Below are 16,750 nucleotides of genomic sequence, written 5' to 3' on the forward strand. Positions count from 1 at the left end.
AACCACTTGCAAAGGATGATGATTCGTGAGCGCACCGAACAAAATTGCCCATATCGGCATCGCGGTAAAAAGCTTGGAAAAGACGCTTCCCTTTTATACCGAGCAATTGGGGTTAGAGCTGGTTGGAACAGAAATCGTAGAGAGTGAACAAGTCAAGGTGGCATTTCTGAAGATCGGGGAAAGTCATATTGAATTGCTAGAACCGCTTAGTGAAAGCAGTCCCATTGCAAAATTTATAGAAAAGCGCGGAGAAGGCATTCATCACATCGCTTTTGACGTAGATGATGTAACACTTCGTTTAGCCAAATTAAAAGAGCAAGGTATTCCTCTCATCCACGAGGTTCCCAAAGCAGGTGCACACGATGCCCTTATCGGATTTTTACATCCAAAGGCAGCCGGTGGCGTTTTGTATGAGCTGTGCCAATATCCGAAAGAATCATAGGCGTTTACGTAGTAGAAAAAATTTTTTTGCGGTATACTGGAACTTGTGAATAAGTACCAAAATCGGGCAGTACGATCAGGAGGTAACGAGTGTGAGTACGATCAACCAAGAGCGTTTGTTAAATGAATTTTTAGAGCTCGTCCAGATTGACAGTGAAACGAAAAATGAAGCAGAAATTAACAAGGTCCTGAAAGAAAAGCTGGTGGAGATGGGCTTCACAGTAGAAGAGGATGACGCCGCAGCCAAAACAGGTCACGGTGCCAATAACCTGATCGCAACCCTGGAGGGAACTGGTAAGGGCCCAACTATTCTGTTCAGCAGTCACATGGATACGGTTGTGCCTGGAAACGGCATCAAGCCACAGATTCGCGACGGCTATATTTATTCCGATGGAACGACAATCCTTGGTGCGGATGACAAAGCAGGGATCGCAGCGATCTTTGAAGGCATTCGCAGCATGAAAGAACAAAATTTGCCGCATTCAACCATCCAAGTGGTTCTGACTGTTGGAGAAGAATCTGGGCTCGTAGGCTCCCGTGCAATGGATTCCAGCCTGCTGAAAGCAGAAATGGGCTTCATTCTCGACTCTGAAGGTCCAGTTGGAAAAATCACCGTAGCAGGTGCAGGACAATACCGCATTGTAACCAAAATCCACGGTAAAGCAGCACATGCAGGTGTGAATCCAGAGGATGGTATCAGTGCAATATCTGTTGCTAGCAAGGCAATTTCCCGTATGCCGTTGGGCCGCATTGATGCAGACACAACAGCGAATATCGGACGCTTTGAAGGTGGAAAAGCGTACAATATCGTAACGGATTATGTAGAGATATGGTCTGAGGCGCGCAGCTTGGTTATGGACAAGCTGGAAGCACAGGTGAAGAAAATGACGACTGCGTTTGAAGAAGCTGCGGCTGAAATGGGCGCGACTTGCGAGAATGACGTTATTTTCATGTACCATGGCTACAAATTCAACGAGGAAACACCTGTTGTGCAGAAAGCAATTGCTGCTGTGAAACGTGTCGAGCGCAATCCAGAGCTGGTAGCAAGTGGCGGCGGAAGTGACGGTAACGTATTTAATGGATACAACGTTCCAAGCGTGAACTTTGCCATTGGCTATGAAGAAATCCATACGAAAAACGAACGCATGCCAATCGCTGAACTGAACAAAGCTGCTGAGCTCGTGCTTGCTGTTATTGCAGAAGTACAAGAATAACAGAAAGAAGGTCGGAATCTCCGTAAGAGGGGTTCCGACCTTTTATTTTGAACGCTTTCTCGTTTGCATGTTTGAGACAACCTCCGTTCATCATAGACTGAATAGGAAGCTATGGGGACGAGATAGGAAGCTGAGGGGGATGTTGAATGCTCCGTTTGGCGTTAGGGACGGTTCAAAACGTATTGGAAAAGCAAACAGGAATGCAGATCCTCGAAGTCCGGACGGGATCTGCAGCTGGTTCCGAAGTGGATCGTGTCCTGTCTTTCTTACAGGAGGAGTATGAAAAAGGAGATGTCGTGCTAATCAATACAACCGCTGTCCGTCTTCAATTGGGGACAGGCGGGTATCATTTGGTGGTAGGAAAGATTGCGCAGCACGAAGAAGTCGACGTTCTACCGAATGAATGGGGACATGTTATGAAAATGCGCTATGCGCCCTGGCAGCTTGCGGTCGATTCTGTTGAAGAACAGAATAGCCCGTACCACCATTTGTTTGTACAAGAAGGCTTGTCATTGGACGCTATCCCTGTCTTGATCGGAGAGCTGCACAGTCTTTTACCTGTTGCCGTCCTTGCATTGCACACCAAATGTCCAAATGCGCGTATCGTCTATGTAATGCCAGACGGTGCTTCCCTGCCCATTGCCTTGAGCCAGCATGTCCATCAGTTAAAAGCAAACGGGAGCCTGGCCGCGACAGTTACCACTGGTCATGCGTGGGGGGGAGATCGCGAGTCGTTGACGATTCATAGCGGACTGTTAGCAGCTCGCCATGTAGAGCATGCCGATATGATCGTTTGTATGCTGGGACCTGGAGTAGCAGGTACGGGTACGCCTTATGGTTTCTCAGGAGTTCAGTTGGCTGAGGTTATCCATGCAGTCTCTACTCTTGGCGGTACTCCCTTTTTTATTCCGCGGATTAGTTTTGGCGATCAGCGTACCAGACATTATGGTGTCAGTCATCATACAAGAACGATTTTAGGCAGATTTGCTCTTTGTCCTGCTCTCGTCTCAATCCCGATTTTCGGTGATGAAAGAGATGATGTCATCTCGCAGCAAATGACAACGATCGAAGAAGCGGGGAAGCATATTTTAATAAAAGGAACAGTCCCAGGATTGTCAGAGCTCGCGGCGCTTGAAGAAGGGTATGGCTTGTCCTTTTCTACCATGGGGCGGGATTGGCAAGCGGACCCTGCTCCTTTTCAAACAGCATTGGTGGCTGCCGATTTTGTGGCAAGAAGTGTGGATTATCTGGCCAGGACGGTTATCGACGACCTGCATTCGCACGTTTCATCAAGTACTCTTGGAGCGTTAGGTCTTTATTTGACCAGGAACGAAGTGCTGCCTTGATCTCCCAAACTTTCCCGACCATACGCAATTGCTTTTCGCTCACATATGTTTTCATTCATGATCTCCTCCGATACAATAAGGTAGACAAGCTCTATGCTCCCAACTTATGGAGGGAATCAACGATTTAGAACGACTTCATGGAAAAAGGATGATGATGACATTGAGTAAGTACAATCACTTATATGAAAAAACAATTTCCAGTCAACCGATTTACGACGGAAGAATTATTAAGGTGAAGGTAGATGAGGTACTTCTCCCCAATGGCAATACAGCCAAGAGAGAAATTGTGAATCATCAAGGTGCTGTTGCAGTATTACCGTTAACAGACGACAACAAAATGGTTGTGGTACGACAGTTCCGCAAAGCATTGGAGCGCACCATCGTGGAAATCCCCGCAGGAAAGCTGGAGCCAGGGGAAGAGCCGCTTGCATGTGCGATGCGCGAGCTGGAAGAAGAGACAGGCTATACTGCGAGCCAGTACACACCACTCAGTTCTTTTTACACATCGCCAGGCTTCGCGGATGAAATTTTGCATGTTTTTGTGGCGACCGGTTTGAAAAAAGGTGAGAGCAAGCCAGACGAGGATGAGTTCGTCGATGTGCTGGAAGTGACACTGGAAGAAGCGCATGCCCTGCATCAAAGCGGAGAAATTCGAGATGCCAAGACGGTTGTGGCATTGTTTGCGTGGGAAAATAAAGTGCTCCGCGAACGTAGCTGATCCAATGCTTCGTTCCTTTTTTTGCGACATGCATATTCATATCGGCGGAACGTGGAGCGGTAAACCTGTGAAAATAACAGCATCGCGCCAAATGACACTCACGAAAATATTGGAGGAAGCCTCAAATAAAAAAGGGATGGATGTCATCGGGATTATCGACGCACATTCTCCTGAGGTTCAGGATGAGCTGGTAGATCTCTTGGAAAAGGGGCTGGCCAATGAACATCAGGACGGCGGAATTTCCTACAAAGATACCTTGCTATTATTAGGATGTGAGGTCGAAATCAAAGAGCCGGGACGAGGTGCCGCTCATTTTCTTGTTTATCTCCCCAAGGTACAAGACATGAAGCTTTTTACCGGATGGCTGTCAGAGCGCTGCAAAAATGTGCAATTAAGCTCGCAGCGAATTTATACATCCCTATTGGAATTACAAGCTTGTGTTCATCAACTGAATGGAATCTTGGTTCCTGCTCATATTTTCACACCACATAAAGGATTGTATGGCAGCTGTACCGACTCAATGGCGGAAGTTCTTGACCCTTCGCTGATTATTGCGGTCGAGCTGGGGTTGAGTGCGAATACCATCATGGCGGATCGCATATCCGAGCTCCATGACAAAACCTTTCTCACGAATTCAGACGCCCATTCGTTGGCGAAGATCGGGCGGGAGTACCAAGCTGTGCATATGCGGGAGCGTTCCTTCGTGGAGTGGGTGAAATCGATGAAGCGCATAGAAGGCAGAGGCGTTCATGCGAATTATGGTCTGCACCCCGAACTCGGAAAATATCATCAGACTGCATGCCAAGGCTGTCAGTCGTTACTTGAGACTGACGCTTCAGGACGATGCCCGGAATGTGGACACCAGCGAATCGTGCGAGGAGTGGCTGCACGCATTGATCAGTTAGCGGACGTAGAAGCGGGGAAGCATCCGGCTTTTCGTCCTCCTTACATCGAGCAAATCCCGCTGGAATTCATTCCGGGAATCGGGCCGAAGCTGCTGGAAAAGCTATACCAGTCGTTCGGTACGCAGATGAATGTCTTGCATCGGGCAAAGGAAGACGAGCTGGCCCGTGTTGTCGGAGAAAAAATAGCGGCTCTCATCACACAAGCAAGAGAGGGAAGGCTTTCTGTCCAAAAGGGTGGTGCCGGTACTTATGGAAAGGTAGTCCCGATGTAGGTTGTCATAGCGAAGAACTCGTCCGCATAAGCTGTATTGTAATCAGCGAAGCGGGAGGCGACGAAGCGTGCGTTCACGAGTCGGACAAACTATCCAATCCTATGCGAGAGAACATCAGTCACTCTACTGGTTCACGATCGTCCTGTTTACGATGGGCATTATTTTCGGAGCCGTCCTCGTCAATTCACTGCCATTATCGCAGAAACAGGAGCTGTACGGATTTCTGCAATATTTTTTCAACAGCCTGGGTAGTGATGGAATTCCCGAGACCAGCGCTCATTTTCAGCAAGCGTTTGGTCATTATGCCAAAACAGTTGCGATTATGTGGGTATTAGGACTATCAATCATTGGTTTGCCAATGATTTTGTTGATGCTCTTTTTAAAAGGGGTAGTGGTTGGCTTCACTGTTGGTTTTTTGGTGAGTCAACTGCAATGGCAAGGCGTCACCTTCGCCATGGTTGGTGTTCTCCCACAAAATTTATTAGTCGTCCCTGCGCTTTTTATTGTAGGCGTCAGTGGAATTTCTTTTTCACTCCGACTCATCCGGACGAGAGTGTTAAGCAAAAGAGACGTCATCATGCCGCATTTTATGGGCTATACAGTTCTTGTTCTCAGTATGCTGGCGGTATTGACGATTGCAGCCTTGTTTGAAACCTTCATTTCCCCCAGGCTGATGCAGCTCGTACTTAATTAAGAATAATTCTCAGGTAAGAACTTATGCATTTGACTTATTTGCTGCCCCTCTACTATAATAGGAACAGGTTTCATGCGAGCGGGGAGGGGCATTAATGTTGGAAGAAAAATTAGAGAAAATTAAGCAGCAGTTGCATTCACAGAACTACAAGCTGACACCACAGCGTGAAGCCACTGTTCGCGTGTTGTTGGAGAATGAAGAAGATCACTTGAGCGCGGAAGATGTTTACTTGCTGGTGAAGGATAAAGCGCCGGAAATCGGGCTTGCTACTGTATACAGGACGTTAGAGCTGTTAAGCGAACTAAAGATCCTTCATAAAATGAATTTTGGCGATGGCGTAGCTCGTTACGATCTTCGTGATGATAATGCCGCTTATCACCACCATCACCTGATTTGCAACAATTGTGGTACGGTGGATGAAATTTTTGAAGATCTGCTTGTCACAGCAGAAGAGAAAGTCAAGAATGTTTACAACTTTTATATTACCGACCATCGATTGACCTTTTACGGAATCTGCAATCGCTGCGTGGATAAAGTGAACGTGGAGGACTTCAAATAAAGTCGACTTCTCTGGGAACGGAGAAGTTTTTCTTTTTTCCGCGGGTGTTTTGTAATGTGAGACCCATTCCTGTGGAATCCTAGAAAATGATTGATTCGCATGGAGCAAAGGACAAGTGCATATAAATGAAAGAAACCCGATGAGAGGTTGTTCAACTTGTTGAACACGCACGATAAGGAGGCTTACGGATGAAGGTCTCGTATCGCCGTTTGATGGAGGTTCTTCGTTTCTTGCTTCTATTCATTACTTGTACCTTGCTGTCCTATGGAATCATTACCTTGTTGGCGGATAAATTTCTTCCGGCCAATCCCTATCATGAGCCACATGGAAATGCGGTGAAGGTAGTAAAGGTCATCAATACATCTCAGGCGCAGGATTTTGATGGGTATGTTGCACGTTTGCAGCTTTTTTATTTGACGGGAGAGTAATTCGAATCTGAGTTTTTTATGAGGAGAAGCAGGAGATTTCTTTTCTTTGTGGAAAGCAATACAAGATACTTATCAGCTGAAGGGGACAGCTTCATGGACAGTCTGATTGATCAGTTTATTCATTTCCTGACTGTGGAGAAAGGGCTATCGCGCAATACGCTGGAATCATATCAGCGGGACATGGTGGCCTTTACCTCGTATTTACAGGAGCAAGGTGTCGGGCGAATAGAGGATTCTACTCGTACGCACATCATTGGTTATTTGCTTGTTTTGCGGGAAAAAGGACGTGCTACTGCAACGCTATCTCGCAATATGGCATCGATACGAGCGTTTTATCAGTTTCTCATTCGGGACAAATACATAGATAAAGATCCATCGATTCATCTGGAAACTCCGAAGATCGAGAAACGATTACCGAAAGTGCTCTCTGTTGAGGAAGTGGAACGTCTGTTGGAAAGTCCTCCTGTCAATCATCCTGCCGGACTTCGAGACAAGGCGATGCTGGAGCTCTTATATGCGACAGGCATACGTGTCTCTGAGTTGGTCAATCTGGATAGTGCTGATGTGAATCTGGATATGGGATTTGTCAAATGCATGGGAAAAGGTTCCAAAGAACGAATCATTCCGTTAGGCTCTGTTGCCATTCAAATGGTTCGTTACTACTTGCAGGCAGGGCGTCCTAAGCTGGTAAAAGGAACAGGCGATACCGCATTATTTCTGAATCACTTGGGCAAACAAATTACACGGCAAGGTTTTTGGAAGATAATTAAGCGTTACGCCCAAAAATCAAACATCCGTGCTGAAATTACACCCCATACGCTTCGCCACTCTTTTGCCACTCACTTACTGGAAAATGGAGCAGATTTGCGCTCCGTTCAGGAGATGCTTGGGCATGCTGATATTTCAACCACCCAGATTTACACACATGTGACCAGGACGCGGATCAAGGACATTTATGCCAAGACACATCCGCGAGCATGAGTATGACAAAACGATCGACTCCGCCTGCTAGTTGGGCGGAGAAAAATTTTCTGAATCAGGTCAGACGTCTGACGACTTGATGATAGAATCGAATGACTGTTAAATGGGAGGCGTTACGAGTGCAGTATTCACGAGTTTTTTTGATCGTTATGGACAGCGTAGGGATTGGCGAACAACCTGATGCCCCTAAGTTCAATGATGCAGGAGCGAACACCTTAGGTCATATTGCTGAACGAGTTGCGGGATTTTCGTTGCCGAACTTGCAAAAATTAGGATTAGGAAATATAGCACCACTTCAAAACGTACCACCAGCAGCAAGCCCACTAGCCCATTACGGCAAAATGCAGGAAATTTCCATGGGGAAAGATACGACGACAGGCCATTGGGAAATCATGGGTCTGCATGTGTCGACGCCTTTTAATACGTATCCAGACGGCTTCCCACAAGAGCTGATCTCTGAGTTTGAGCAGCGTATTGGCCGCAAAGTGGTTGGAAATAAGGTGGCTTCCGGGACAGACATTCTCGACGAGCTAGGCGCAGAGCACATGAAAACCGGTGCGGTGATTGTTTATACATCTGCGGACAGCGTTTTTCAGGTGGCAGCACACGAAGAGATCGTTCCGCTTGAAGAGCTGTACCATATTTGCGAGGTGGCTCGAGAGCTTACGTTGCGTGATGAATTCGCTGTCACTCGTGTCATTGCTCGTCCGTTCCTTGGACAACCTGGCAATTTTAGCCGCACTTCCAATCGTCACGATTACTCCGTGAAGCCATTCTCGCCTACGGTTATGAATCGTTTGCAGGATGCAGGGCTCGCTTCCATTGCGATTGGCAAAATCGGCGACATCTACGCGGAAGAAGGCGTTACCCAATCGATCCGTACCAAAGATAATATGGATGGTGTGGATCAAATGCTGGGAACGATGAAGCAAACGTTTACGGGTCTTTCTTTTGTAAACCTCGTTGACTTCGATGCGAAGTTCGGTCATCGCCGCGATCCGGAAGGCTACGGTCAGGCATTGATGGAGTTCGATGCTCGCATTCCTGAGCTTTTGGAAGCGCTACAAGAGAATGATCTGTTGGTTATCACTGCTGACCACGGAAATGACCCTGTGCATCATGGCAGTGACCATACGAGAGAATACGTTCCGCTGCTTGTCTATCACAAAGGTATTCAAGGTGGAGAAAACTTGGGAATCCGTGAGACATTTGCGGATTTGGGTGCAACCATTGCAGACAATTTTGAAGTAGCTGCACCACTGATTGGGAAGAGCTTCCTAAATCGTTTATAAAGGTTAAGCAAAAATAAACATTTATATAGAAGAAACACGACAAAGGAGAGAATTGAAATGGCAAATTTTCATGACGCAGTAGCATATATCGAACCAAAATTATCGGAGAAACCTACCATTGGTCTCGTACTCGGATCAGGTCTGGGTGTTCTGGCGGATGAAATCGAAAATCCAGTTGTAATTCCATATCATGAAATTCCGGGCTTCACTGTGTCTACCGTTGTTGGTCACAAAGGACAGCTCGTGATTGGTAAACTGCAAGGCAAGCAAGTTGTTGCGATGCAGGGGCGTTTTCACTTTTATGAGGGACATGGTCTGGATGCAGTTGTATTCCCGATTCGTGTTATGAAATTGCTCGGCGTGGAAACCATTATTGTGACCAATGCTGCTGGCGGTATTAACGAAGGCTACAATCCAGGTGACCTCATGCTGATATCTGATCACATCAACCTGACGTTCCGCAACCCGTTGATCGGTGCAAACGATGATCAATTGGGACAGCGCTTCCCGGATATGTCCGAGGCGTATTCCAAACAGCTCCGCAAGCTGGCTCATGAAGTTGCATCTGAGCAAGGAATTCAGCTGCGTGAAGGCGTTTATGCAGGTCTGTTAGGTCCTACCTACGAAACTCCTGCCGAAATCCGCATGCTTCGCCTGTTGGGTGGGGATGCTGTAGGGATGTCAACTGTGCCGGAAGTAATCGTGGCACGACACATGGGCGTTAAAGTACTCGGTATTTCTTGCATCAGCAACATGGCAGCAGGCATTTTGGAACAACCGCTGTCCCATGATGAAGTAATGGAAACAACGGAGAAGGTAAAAACGCAATTCCTGGCTCTGGTCAATGGAATCGTAGCCAAAATGTAATTAACGGATTCGGAGGGATTAACTATGCGTATGGTCGATATGATCGCCAAGAAGCGTGATGGCGGGGAACTGACAACAGAAGAGATTCAGTATCTGGTGACAGGCTATACAGATGGAAGCATTCCAGACTACCAAATGTCCGCATGGGCAATGGCTGTCTTTTTCCGTGGCATGACAGCGAGAGAGACGGGCGATCTAACCTTGGCAATGGCAGGATCAGGCGAACAGCTTGACCTGTCTTCCTTGCAAGGCATTAAGGTTGACAAGCACAGTACTGGCGGAGTAGGGGACAAGACTACCCTCGTCGTTGCTCCACTGGTAGCCGCAGCAGGTATTCCAGTTGCGAAAATGTCAGGGCGTGGTCTCGGTTACTCCGGGGGGACGCTTGACAAGCTGGAATCATTTGCTGGTTTTGAGATTGAGCGCACTCGTGAGCAATTTTTGCAACAGGTGCGTGATATTGGCGTGTCCGTAATTGGGCAGTCCGGCAATCTGACTCCTGCAGACAAAAAGCTGTATGCGCTGCGTGACGTGACAGCTACTGTAGAGGCTGTGCCTTTGATTGCGAGCTCCATTATGTCCAAGAAGATTGCCGCTGGAGCAGATGCAATTCTGCTTGACGTAAAAGTAGGCAAGGGCGCTTTCATGAAAAGCATTGAAGAGGCAGAAACATTAGCGAATGCAATGGTTGCGATCGGCAGCCAGGTAGGACGTAAAACGGTGGCGGTCATCAGTGATATGAACCAGCCGCTGGGCTTTGCTGTGGGCAATTCTCTCGAAGTCAAAGAAGCAGTTGAAACCCTCGCAGGAAAAGGTCCACGGGATTTGACTGAGCTGGTATTGGCTATTGGCTCGCGCATGCTTGTGATGGGTGGGCTTGTTACAGATGTGGAAGAAGGACGTAAGAAGCTCGAAGACTTGATGGCTTCCGGAAAAGCGGTAGATAAGCTGGCTGAGATGGTGGAGGCCCAAGGTGGAAACAAGCAGGACGTGTATGAGTTGACACGTTTGCCGCAAGCAAAGATTATTCATACCGTGACAGCTGACCAGGACGGCTATGTGAACGAGATTGATGCGGAAGCTATCGGTCATGCTTCTGTTGTCTTGGGCGCAGGCAGATTGACAAAAGAAATGCCAATTGATTTGGCAGTAGGGCTTGTCCTGCATAAAAAACGCGGGGATCAAGTGAAGGCTGGAGAAGTTTTGGTTACGATCCATGCCAATGAAGATCGTCTTCTGCAAAGTGCGTTGAAAGAAATGGAGGGTGCCTTCCATATTTCGACAAAAATTGATGACGAACAACCGTTGATCTATAAAATTATAGAAGCATAGAACAGCGATTATTAGTTGATTAATCATATAAAATGGGGCGTGCGACTGCACATGCGCACGCCTTGTTTTATGAGTAAAAATACAGTTTTTCGAAAAAATATTGTTGATTAAATCTACCTTTTCATATTCAATAGTAAGATATAAGTCGTTTTTTTGTTATATAAAATATATTTTACTGTTCGGATTGACTTTATAAAGTTTTATAATTCTACTTGTCAAATTTCGTTGACACCGCTATCATTTCAGATTACTTTTATTGTATTAGACTGTTTGTAAAAGATTATTGCGAAATTCGTAAAAAATTGATGGAGGTTCCCAGAAAATCGTATTTATGAAAAAGCTGGACCATGTCGACAGACAGATTTTGCAAATCCTCCATGAAGATGGACGTATCCCTTATACAGAAATCGCCCACCAACTCGGTGTGAGCGAGGGAACGATCCGATCACGCATTACTCGTCTTTTGCAAGACGGAGTCTTTCAATTCGTCATTCAGCCCGATCCAGAGAAATTAGGATTACATGTGCAGGCTATCATCGGGTTAACCACAAAGCTAGGTTTACAGAAGGAAGTGGCAGAAAAATTAAGCAAATTTTCTGCGGTACGTTTTGTGGGCGCTTATAGCGGTAAGCATGACTTGATTATTCAAGCGTGTTTCCATAGTAATGATGAGCTGATCACCTTTGTTAACGAACGACTCTCTCAAATTGAAGGAATCGCAGCTGCGGACGTTTCACTCGAACTGAAGCAGTACAAAGATACCTTCTCTTTCGTTCAAGACGACGAGGTGACCCTGCAATGAAAGGGGTTGATGCCTTCCAGCCGAAGTCAAGCAGCTTCGCGTAGTTTTCATTTTTTTCGTCCTTTATTTTCAGAAAAAAGACAAAAAAGAAAAACGTACTGGGGGTTATTGCGTTGAAAAAGAATGTGTTTGCACTTGTGAGCTCTATTGCTGTTTTAGGAACTGCATTGGCAGGATGCGGAGGAGGCCAACCAGCTGCCGCTCCACCGGCAGGAGGAACACCAGCTACACCGGCACCTGCACAACCTGCTACACCAGCTGCTGAAAAGAAACCACAAGTATTAAAAATGAACCTGCACTCAGAACCACCTACTACTGACCCAGGACTCGCAGAGGACACGACTTCAGGCGCAATTATCTTGGCTACCTTCGATGGTCTGACACGTATTGGTACCGACGATAAGCCGCATGAAGCAGCCGCTGAGAGCTACTCCGTCTCTGATGATAAGCTTACGTACACATTTAAAATCAGAGAAGCAAAATGGAGCAATGGTGATCCAGTAACCGCACATGACTTCGAATATGCTTGGAAGCGTGCTCTTGATCCAAAAACAGCTTCCAATTACGCATATCAGCTGTACTACGTGAAGAATGGTGAAAAAGCAAATAAGGGCGAAGCAAAGCTTGATGAAGTAGGCGTGAAGGCACTTGACGATAAGACGTTGGAAGTTAAGCTGGAGAATCCTACTCCATACTTCCTGGAACTGCTTGCATTCCGTACCTACTTCCCAGTTAACAAAAAAGTAATTGATGCAAATCCGAAGTGGGCAGCCGAAGCAAGCTCGCACGTCGGTAACGGACCTTTCAAAATTGAGTCTTGGGAGCACAAAAGCAAGATGGTGCTCGTGAAGAACGAAAATTACTGGGATAAAGATAATGTGAAGCTCGATAAAATCGAATTCTCCATGGTAGAAGACGAAAATACTGAGCTCTCCATGTTCGAAAATGGCGAAATCGATTGGGCGGGAGCACCTATGAGTGCTTTGCCTACAGATGCGATTCCAGCATTGAAGGAGCAAGGCAAGATTCAAACGAACCCAATCGCTGGTACGTACTGGTACAAGTTCAATACCGAGAAGCCGCCATTTAATAACATTAAAGTTAGAAAAGCATTTGCCTACTCGATCGATCGCAAAGCCTTGATCGACAACATTCTCCAAACGGGTCAAATCCCGGCAACAGGCGCTGTACCTCCATCCATGGTGCTGAATCCAAACGGCTATTTCAAAGACAATGATGTAGAAACTGCGAAAAAGCTTTTGGAAGAGGGATTGAAAGAGGTTGGTATGAGCAAGCTGCCAGCGATTACGTTGTCCTACAACACATCTGAGGCTCACAAGAAGATTGCTGAGGCCATCCAAGACCAATGGAAGAAAAATCTCGGGGTAGATGTGAAGCTCGAGAACAAAGAATGGAAAGTTTACCTCGAAGATATGCATGAAGGTAACTTCCAGATTGGACGGATGGGCTGGCTGGGTGACTTCAATGACCCAATTAACTTCCTGGAGCTCTACAAGGATAAAATGGGTGGAAACAACGATACACGTTGGGAAAATGCAAAATATAAAGAGTTGTTGAACCAATCCGCTCAGGAGCCAGACCTCGAGAAACGTAAGAAAATTTTGGCAGATGCAGAGCAAATCCTGATGGATGAAATGCCAATCATGCCAATTTACTTCTACACGCAATCTTGGGTACAGAAGCCAGAGGTGAAAGGCGTTCACCAAACTGGCTTGGGTGACGTGGATTGGAAAGGCGCTTACATCGAGTAATAACTTAACGAAGGAAACGGGATTTGCAGCAGAGGGTATATGGTTGCGCATATACCCTCTGCTATGCAAACCCTTCCCATAAATAACAGCTGGCATGATAGCCAAGCGAAAAGAAAAATAGAGAGAGAAGCTTTACTGCAAGAGATCTAAGGGTTATTTACACAGCCGATTTTTACACTGTGTCGGCAGCGTTCCGCAGTGTAAACATGGGACGTGAAAGCAATCAAAAATCTACCAAGGGGGTAAGTTAGTTGATCCGTTATCTCGGTAAGCGCATCATTTTTATGCTCATCTCGCTCTTCTTAATTGTAACGGCCACCTTCTTCATCATGAAAGCAGTACCAGGTGGTCCATTTACATCCGAGAAGCAGGTCCCGCCTGAAATTAAGGCAGCTCTGGAAGCGAAATACAAGCTGAACCTGCCGTTACACGAACAATACTTTGAATATTTGAAAGGCGTAGTAACATGGGATCTCGGTCCGTCGTTCACGGAGAAATCTTCAACAGTTAACGACATGATTAATCGTGGTTTCCCAGTTTCTGCTCACTTGGGAGCACAAGCATTATTGCTCGCTATTTTTGGTGGGATTACGTTAGGGGTTATCGCAGCGCTAAACCATAATAAATGGCAAGACTTTTCCGCGATGGTCATTGCCGTTTTGGGATTGTCCGTACCGAGCTTTATTTTGGCGTCCTTTTACCAATACATTTTCGCTATTCAATTGGGCTGGTTTCCAATCGCGAAATGGGAAGGATTTGAGTACACCATCCTTCCATCATTGGCACTTGCCGCATCTCCGATGGCATTTATCGCGCGTTTGACGCGTTCCAATATGATTGAAGTTTTGGGGCAAGATTACATCAAAACAGCAAAAGCAAAAGGATTGCACACATTTACCATTACAGTGAAGCACGCAATCCGTAATGCGCTCTTGCCAGTTGTTACTTACCTGGGTCCACTGATTGCCGGTATTTTGACAGGTGCATTCGTTATTGAACGTATTTTCGGTGTTCCTGGTCTTGGTCGCGAGTTCGTATTGTCCATTACAAACCGCGATTATACGGTAATCATGGGTACGACCGTGTTCTACTCCATTATCCTGGTTGTGATGATCCTGATCGTTGACATCGCATACACCTTGGTAGACCCACGGATCAAACTTTCGGACGCAGGAAAGGAGTAATGACACGTGCAAAACTTGACTAAAGAACATTTCGAGCCCATTTCCGTTGACCTTCGTCAAGCAGAAGCAATTAAACGGCCAAGTCTCTCTTTCTGGTCTGACGTTTGGCGTCGTTTGAAAATGAATAAAGTGGCGATGGCTTCTATGATCTTCATCATCGCGTTGATCGTATGTGCGATTGTTGTTCCTTGGCTTACTACCAATGACTATTTTACGACGGATTTGGCTGGTAAGAACAAAAAGCCGTCTGCTGAGCATTGGTTTGGTACAGATGACCTAGGTCGTGATGTATTTGAGCGTATTTGGTACGGTGCTCGTATCTCCCTTCAAGTAGGTCTTGCTGCAGCGTTTATTGACTTGATTATCGGTGTAATCTGGGGCGGTATTGCCGGATTCTACGGTGGTAGAGTTGATGAAATGATGATGCGCTTTGCAGATATCTTGTTTGCGATTCCTTACCTGCTGGTTGTTATTTTGTTGATGGTTGTATTAGAGCCTGGTGTCGGAACGATTATTATCGCCTTAACGATAACGGGATGGATAGGAATGGCCCGGATCGTGCGTGGTCAGATCCTTCAATTGAAAAACCAAGAGTTTGTACTGGCAGCACGTTCCCTTGGTGCTGACAGCAACCGTCTGATCTTCAAACACTTGATTCCTAATGCTTTGGGTCCAATCATCGTAACATTGAGCTTGACTGTACCATCCGCGATTTTCGCAGAATCCTTCCTGTCCTTTATCGGGTTAGGGGTTTCGGCGCCGATTGCATCGTGGGGAACGATGTCCAACGAGGGCTTGCCGGCCATGAAGTACTATCCATGGCGATTGACGTTCCCGGCAATCTTCATTTCCATGACCATCTTGGCATTTAACTTGTTCGGTGACGGTCTGCGCGATGCAGTAGACCCACGCCTGCGTAAATAGGAGGGATCATCGTTATGGAACGCATTCTTGATGTAAAAGACCTGCATGTATCCTTCCATACGTATGCAGGGGAAGTAAAAGCAGTCCGCGGTGTGAATTTTCACGTCAACCGCGGAGAGGCTGTAGCGATTGTAGGGGAGTCCGGTTGCGGTAAATCCGTAACCGCTCAAACCCTCATGAAGCTGATTCCTATGCCTCCTGGTGAAATCAAGAAAGGGCAAATTCTTTTCAATGGCCAGGATATTGTCAAGAAATCAAAAAAAGAAATGGAATCGATCCGCGGAAAAGATATCGGTATGATCTTCCAGGATCCGATGACTTCCTTGAACCCAACTATGACCATCGGTAGCCAAATTACCGAGGGTTTGATTAAGCACCAAAAGATGTCCAAGGCTGCAGCTCGTGATCGTGCCATTGAGCTGTTGACCATGGTAGGTATTCCGCAACCAGAGAAACGTGTGGAGCAATATCCACACGAGTTCTCCGGCGGTATGCGCCAGCGTGCGATGATCGCAATTTCTCTCGCCTGTTCGCCGAAGCTGTTGATTGCGGATGAGCCGACAACAGCTTTGGATGTAACGATTCAGGCACAAATTTTGGACCTGATGAAAGAATTGCAGAAGAAAACCGGTACTTCTATTATCTTGATCACGCATGACCTCGGCGTAGTTGCTGAGATGTGTGACCGCGTTATCGTTATGTACGCAGGAAAAGTGATTGAGACAGGAACGGTTGATGACATTTTCTACAATCCGCAACACCCTTACACGAAAGGCTTGCTGCGCTCAGTACCACGTCTCGACTTGAACCGTGACGAGCCACTGACACCGATTTTCGGTACGCCGCCAGACCTTCTGCGTCCGCCTGTTGGCTGTGGATTTACCGCGCGTTGCGAATCAGCTATGCGTGTGTGCCAAGAGATCGATCCTGAGCTGAACGACATCAGCACGACTCAGCGAGCAGCTTGTTGGCTCCAGCATCCGCTTGCTCAGAACCGTGCATGAACGTAGGAGGGGTAA

General features: G+C 46.6%; 17 protein-coding genes and 1 pseudogene. 17 read left to right on the forward strand and 1 reads right to left on the reverse strand.

Annotated features, from left to right (window positions below; genetic code table 11):
* Window positions 1-25: 25 nt before the first annotated feature.
* The 3 genes from mce to AB1L17_RS05270 all read left to right on the forward strand — a co-directional run bounded on the left by mce (window position 26) and on the right by AB1L17_RS05270 (window position 3,001).
* Entirely contained in the window at window positions 26-442 is a 417-nt protein-coding gene (mce, locus tag AB1L17_RS05260; RefSeq protein WP_412843576.1) for a methylmalonyl-CoA epimerase, read from the forward strand.
* 91 nt (window positions 443-533) lie between these two features.
* On the forward strand, window positions 534-1,655 hold the full coding sequence (locus tag AB1L17_RS05265) for a M20/M25/M40 family metallo-hydrolase (protein ID WP_412843577.1): 1,122 nt from the start codon (window positions 534-536) through the stop codon (window positions 1,653-1,655).
* Between the two features lie 146 nt (window positions 1,656-1,801).
* A complete protein-coding gene (locus tag AB1L17_RS05270; protein ID WP_412843578.1) occupies window positions 1,802-3,001 on the forward strand; it encodes a DUF3866 family protein in 1,200 nt (399 codons plus the stop codon).
* A gap of 1 nt (window position 3,002) precedes the next feature.
* Here the strand turns inward: AB1L17_RS05270 and AB1L17_RS05275 are convergent.
* Window positions 3,003-3,056 (reverse strand): annotated as a pseudogene (locus tag AB1L17_RS05275) (Z-ring formation inhibitor MciZ); the annotation flags it as partial.
* A 105-nt stretch (window positions 3,057-3,161) separates the two neighbouring features.
* Between AB1L17_RS05275 and AB1L17_RS05280 the strand changes: the two are divergent.
* From AB1L17_RS05280 to AB1L17_RS05345, 14 genes are all read left to right on the forward strand, one after another.
* Window positions 3,162-3,719 carry an NUDIX domain-containing protein gene (locus tag AB1L17_RS05280; RefSeq protein ID WP_412843579.1) on the forward strand — a complete coding sequence of 186 codons (558 nt, stop codon included), beginning with the start codon at window positions 3,162-3,164 and terminating at the stop codon, window positions 3,717-3,719.
* Window positions 3,720-3,723: 4 nt separating this feature from the next.
* Entirely contained in the window at window positions 3,724-4,896 is a 1,173-nt protein-coding gene (locus AB1L17_RS05285; protein WP_412843627.1) for an endonuclease Q family protein, read from the forward strand.
* A gap of 67 nt (window positions 4,897-4,963) precedes the next feature.
* A complete protein-coding gene (gene spoIIM, locus AB1L17_RS05290) occupies window positions 4,964-5,590 on the forward strand; it encodes a stage II sporulation protein M (protein WP_412843580.1) in 627 nt (208 codons plus the stop codon).
* Between the two features lie 94 nt (window positions 5,591-5,684).
* Complete coding sequence (gene fur, locus AB1L17_RS05295) at window positions 5,685-6,149, forward strand: ferric iron uptake transcriptional regulator (RefSeq protein WP_412843581.1); 465 nt, start codon at window positions 5,685-5,687, stop codon at window positions 6,147-6,149.
* Window positions 6,150-6,337: 188 nt separating this feature from the next.
* Window positions 6,338-6,577 carry a YqzK family protein gene (locus tag AB1L17_RS05300; protein WP_412843582.1) on the forward strand — a complete coding sequence of 80 codons (240 nt, stop codon included), beginning with the start codon at window positions 6,338-6,340 and terminating at the stop codon, window positions 6,575-6,577.
* Window positions 6,578-6,670: 93 nt separating this feature from the next.
* Window positions 6,671-7,558, forward strand: a complete 888-nt coding sequence (gene xerD / locus AB1L17_RS05305) for a site-specific tyrosine recombinase XerD (RefSeq protein ID WP_412843583.1) — start codon at window positions 6,671-6,673, stop codon at window positions 7,556-7,558.
* A gap of 119 nt (window positions 7,559-7,677) precedes the next feature.
* Window positions 7,678-8,850, forward strand: coding sequence for a phosphopentomutase (deoB, locus tag AB1L17_RS05310; protein WP_412843584.1), 1,173 nt, complete (start codon window positions 7,678-7,680; stop codon window positions 8,848-8,850).
* A gap of 57 nt (window positions 8,851-8,907) precedes the next feature.
* On the forward strand, window positions 8,908-9,717 hold the full coding sequence (locus AB1L17_RS05315) for a purine-nucleoside phosphorylase (protein WP_412843585.1): 810 nt from the start codon (window positions 8,908-8,910) through the stop codon (window positions 9,715-9,717).
* 24 nt (window positions 9,718-9,741) lie between these two features.
* The gene (locus tag AB1L17_RS05320; RefSeq protein WP_412843586.1) at window positions 9,742-11,049 is read left to right on the forward strand and encodes a pyrimidine-nucleoside phosphorylase; all 1,308 of its coding nucleotides are present in this window, start codon (window positions 9,742-9,744) and stop codon (window positions 11,047-11,049) included.
* 331 nt (window positions 11,050-11,380) lie between these two features.
* Window positions 11,381-11,851: an Lrp/AsnC family transcriptional regulator gene (locus AB1L17_RS05325; protein ID WP_012686077.1), complete on the forward strand. Its 471-nt coding sequence runs from the start codon at window positions 11,381-11,383 to the stop codon at window positions 11,849-11,851.
* Window positions 11,852-11,964: 113 nt separating this feature from the next.
* Window positions 11,965-13,623, forward strand: a complete 1,659-nt coding sequence (locus AB1L17_RS05330) for a peptide ABC transporter substrate-binding protein (RefSeq protein ID WP_412843587.1) — start codon at window positions 11,965-11,967, stop codon at window positions 13,621-13,623.
* A gap of 251 nt (window positions 13,624-13,874) precedes the next feature.
* Window positions 13,875-14,807, forward strand: coding sequence for an ABC transporter permease (locus tag AB1L17_RS05335; protein ID WP_412843588.1), 933 nt, complete (start codon window positions 13,875-13,877; stop codon window positions 14,805-14,807).
* A 6-nt stretch (window positions 14,808-14,813) separates the two neighbouring features.
* Window positions 14,814-15,731 carry an ABC transporter permease gene (locus tag AB1L17_RS05340; RefSeq protein WP_412843589.1) on the forward strand — a complete coding sequence of 306 codons (918 nt, stop codon included), beginning with the start codon at window positions 14,814-14,816 and terminating at the stop codon, window positions 15,729-15,731.
* Between the two features lie 14 nt (window positions 15,732-15,745).
* Window positions 15,746-16,735 (forward strand): ABC transporter ATP-binding protein, encoded by a 990-nt coding sequence (locus AB1L17_RS05345; protein WP_412843590.1) that lies wholly within the window; start codon window positions 15,746-15,748, stop codon window positions 16,733-16,735.
* Window positions 16,736-16,750: the final 15 nt, after the last annotated feature.

Origin of the sequence: Brevibacillus jepli (assembly GCF_047229145.1) — a bacterium.
Classification (GTDB): Bacteria; Bacillota; Bacilli; order Brevibacillales; family Brevibacillaceae; genus Brevibacillus.

Coding starts and splice junctions, on each gene's coding strand:
- AB1L17_RS05285 (WP_412843627.1), top strand. CDS start 3,724: ATGCTTCGTTCCTTTTTTTGCGACATGCATATTCATATCGGCGGAACG.
- AB1L17_RS05320 (WP_412843586.1), top strand. CDS start 9,742: ATGCGTATGGTCGATATGATCGCCAAGAAGCGTGATGGCGGGGAACTG.
- xerD (WP_412843583.1), top strand. CDS start 6,671: ATGGACAGTCTGATTGATCAGTTTATTCATTTCCTGACTGTGGAGAAA.
- AB1L17_RS05270 (WP_412843578.1), top strand. CDS start 1,802: ATGCTCCGTTTGGCGTTAGGGACGGTTCAAAACGTATTGGAAAAGCAA.
- AB1L17_RS05315 (WP_412843585.1), top strand. CDS start 8,908: ATGGCAAATTTTCATGACGCAGTAGCATATATCGAACCAAAATTATCG.
- AB1L17_RS05300 (WP_412843582.1), top strand. CDS start 6,338: ATGAAGGTCTCGTATCGCCGTTTGATGGAGGTTCTTCGTTTCTTGCTT.
- AB1L17_RS05325 (WP_012686077.1), top strand. CDS start 11,381: ATGAAAAAGCTGGACCATGTCGACAGACAGATTTTGCAAATCCTCCAT.
- AB1L17_RS05345 (WP_412843590.1), top strand. CDS start 15,746: ATGGAACGCATTCTTGATGTAAAAGACCTGCATGTATCCTTCCATACG.
- fur (WP_412843581.1), top strand. CDS start 5,685: ATGTTGGAAGAAAAATTAGAGAAAATTAAGCAGCAGTTGCATTCACAG.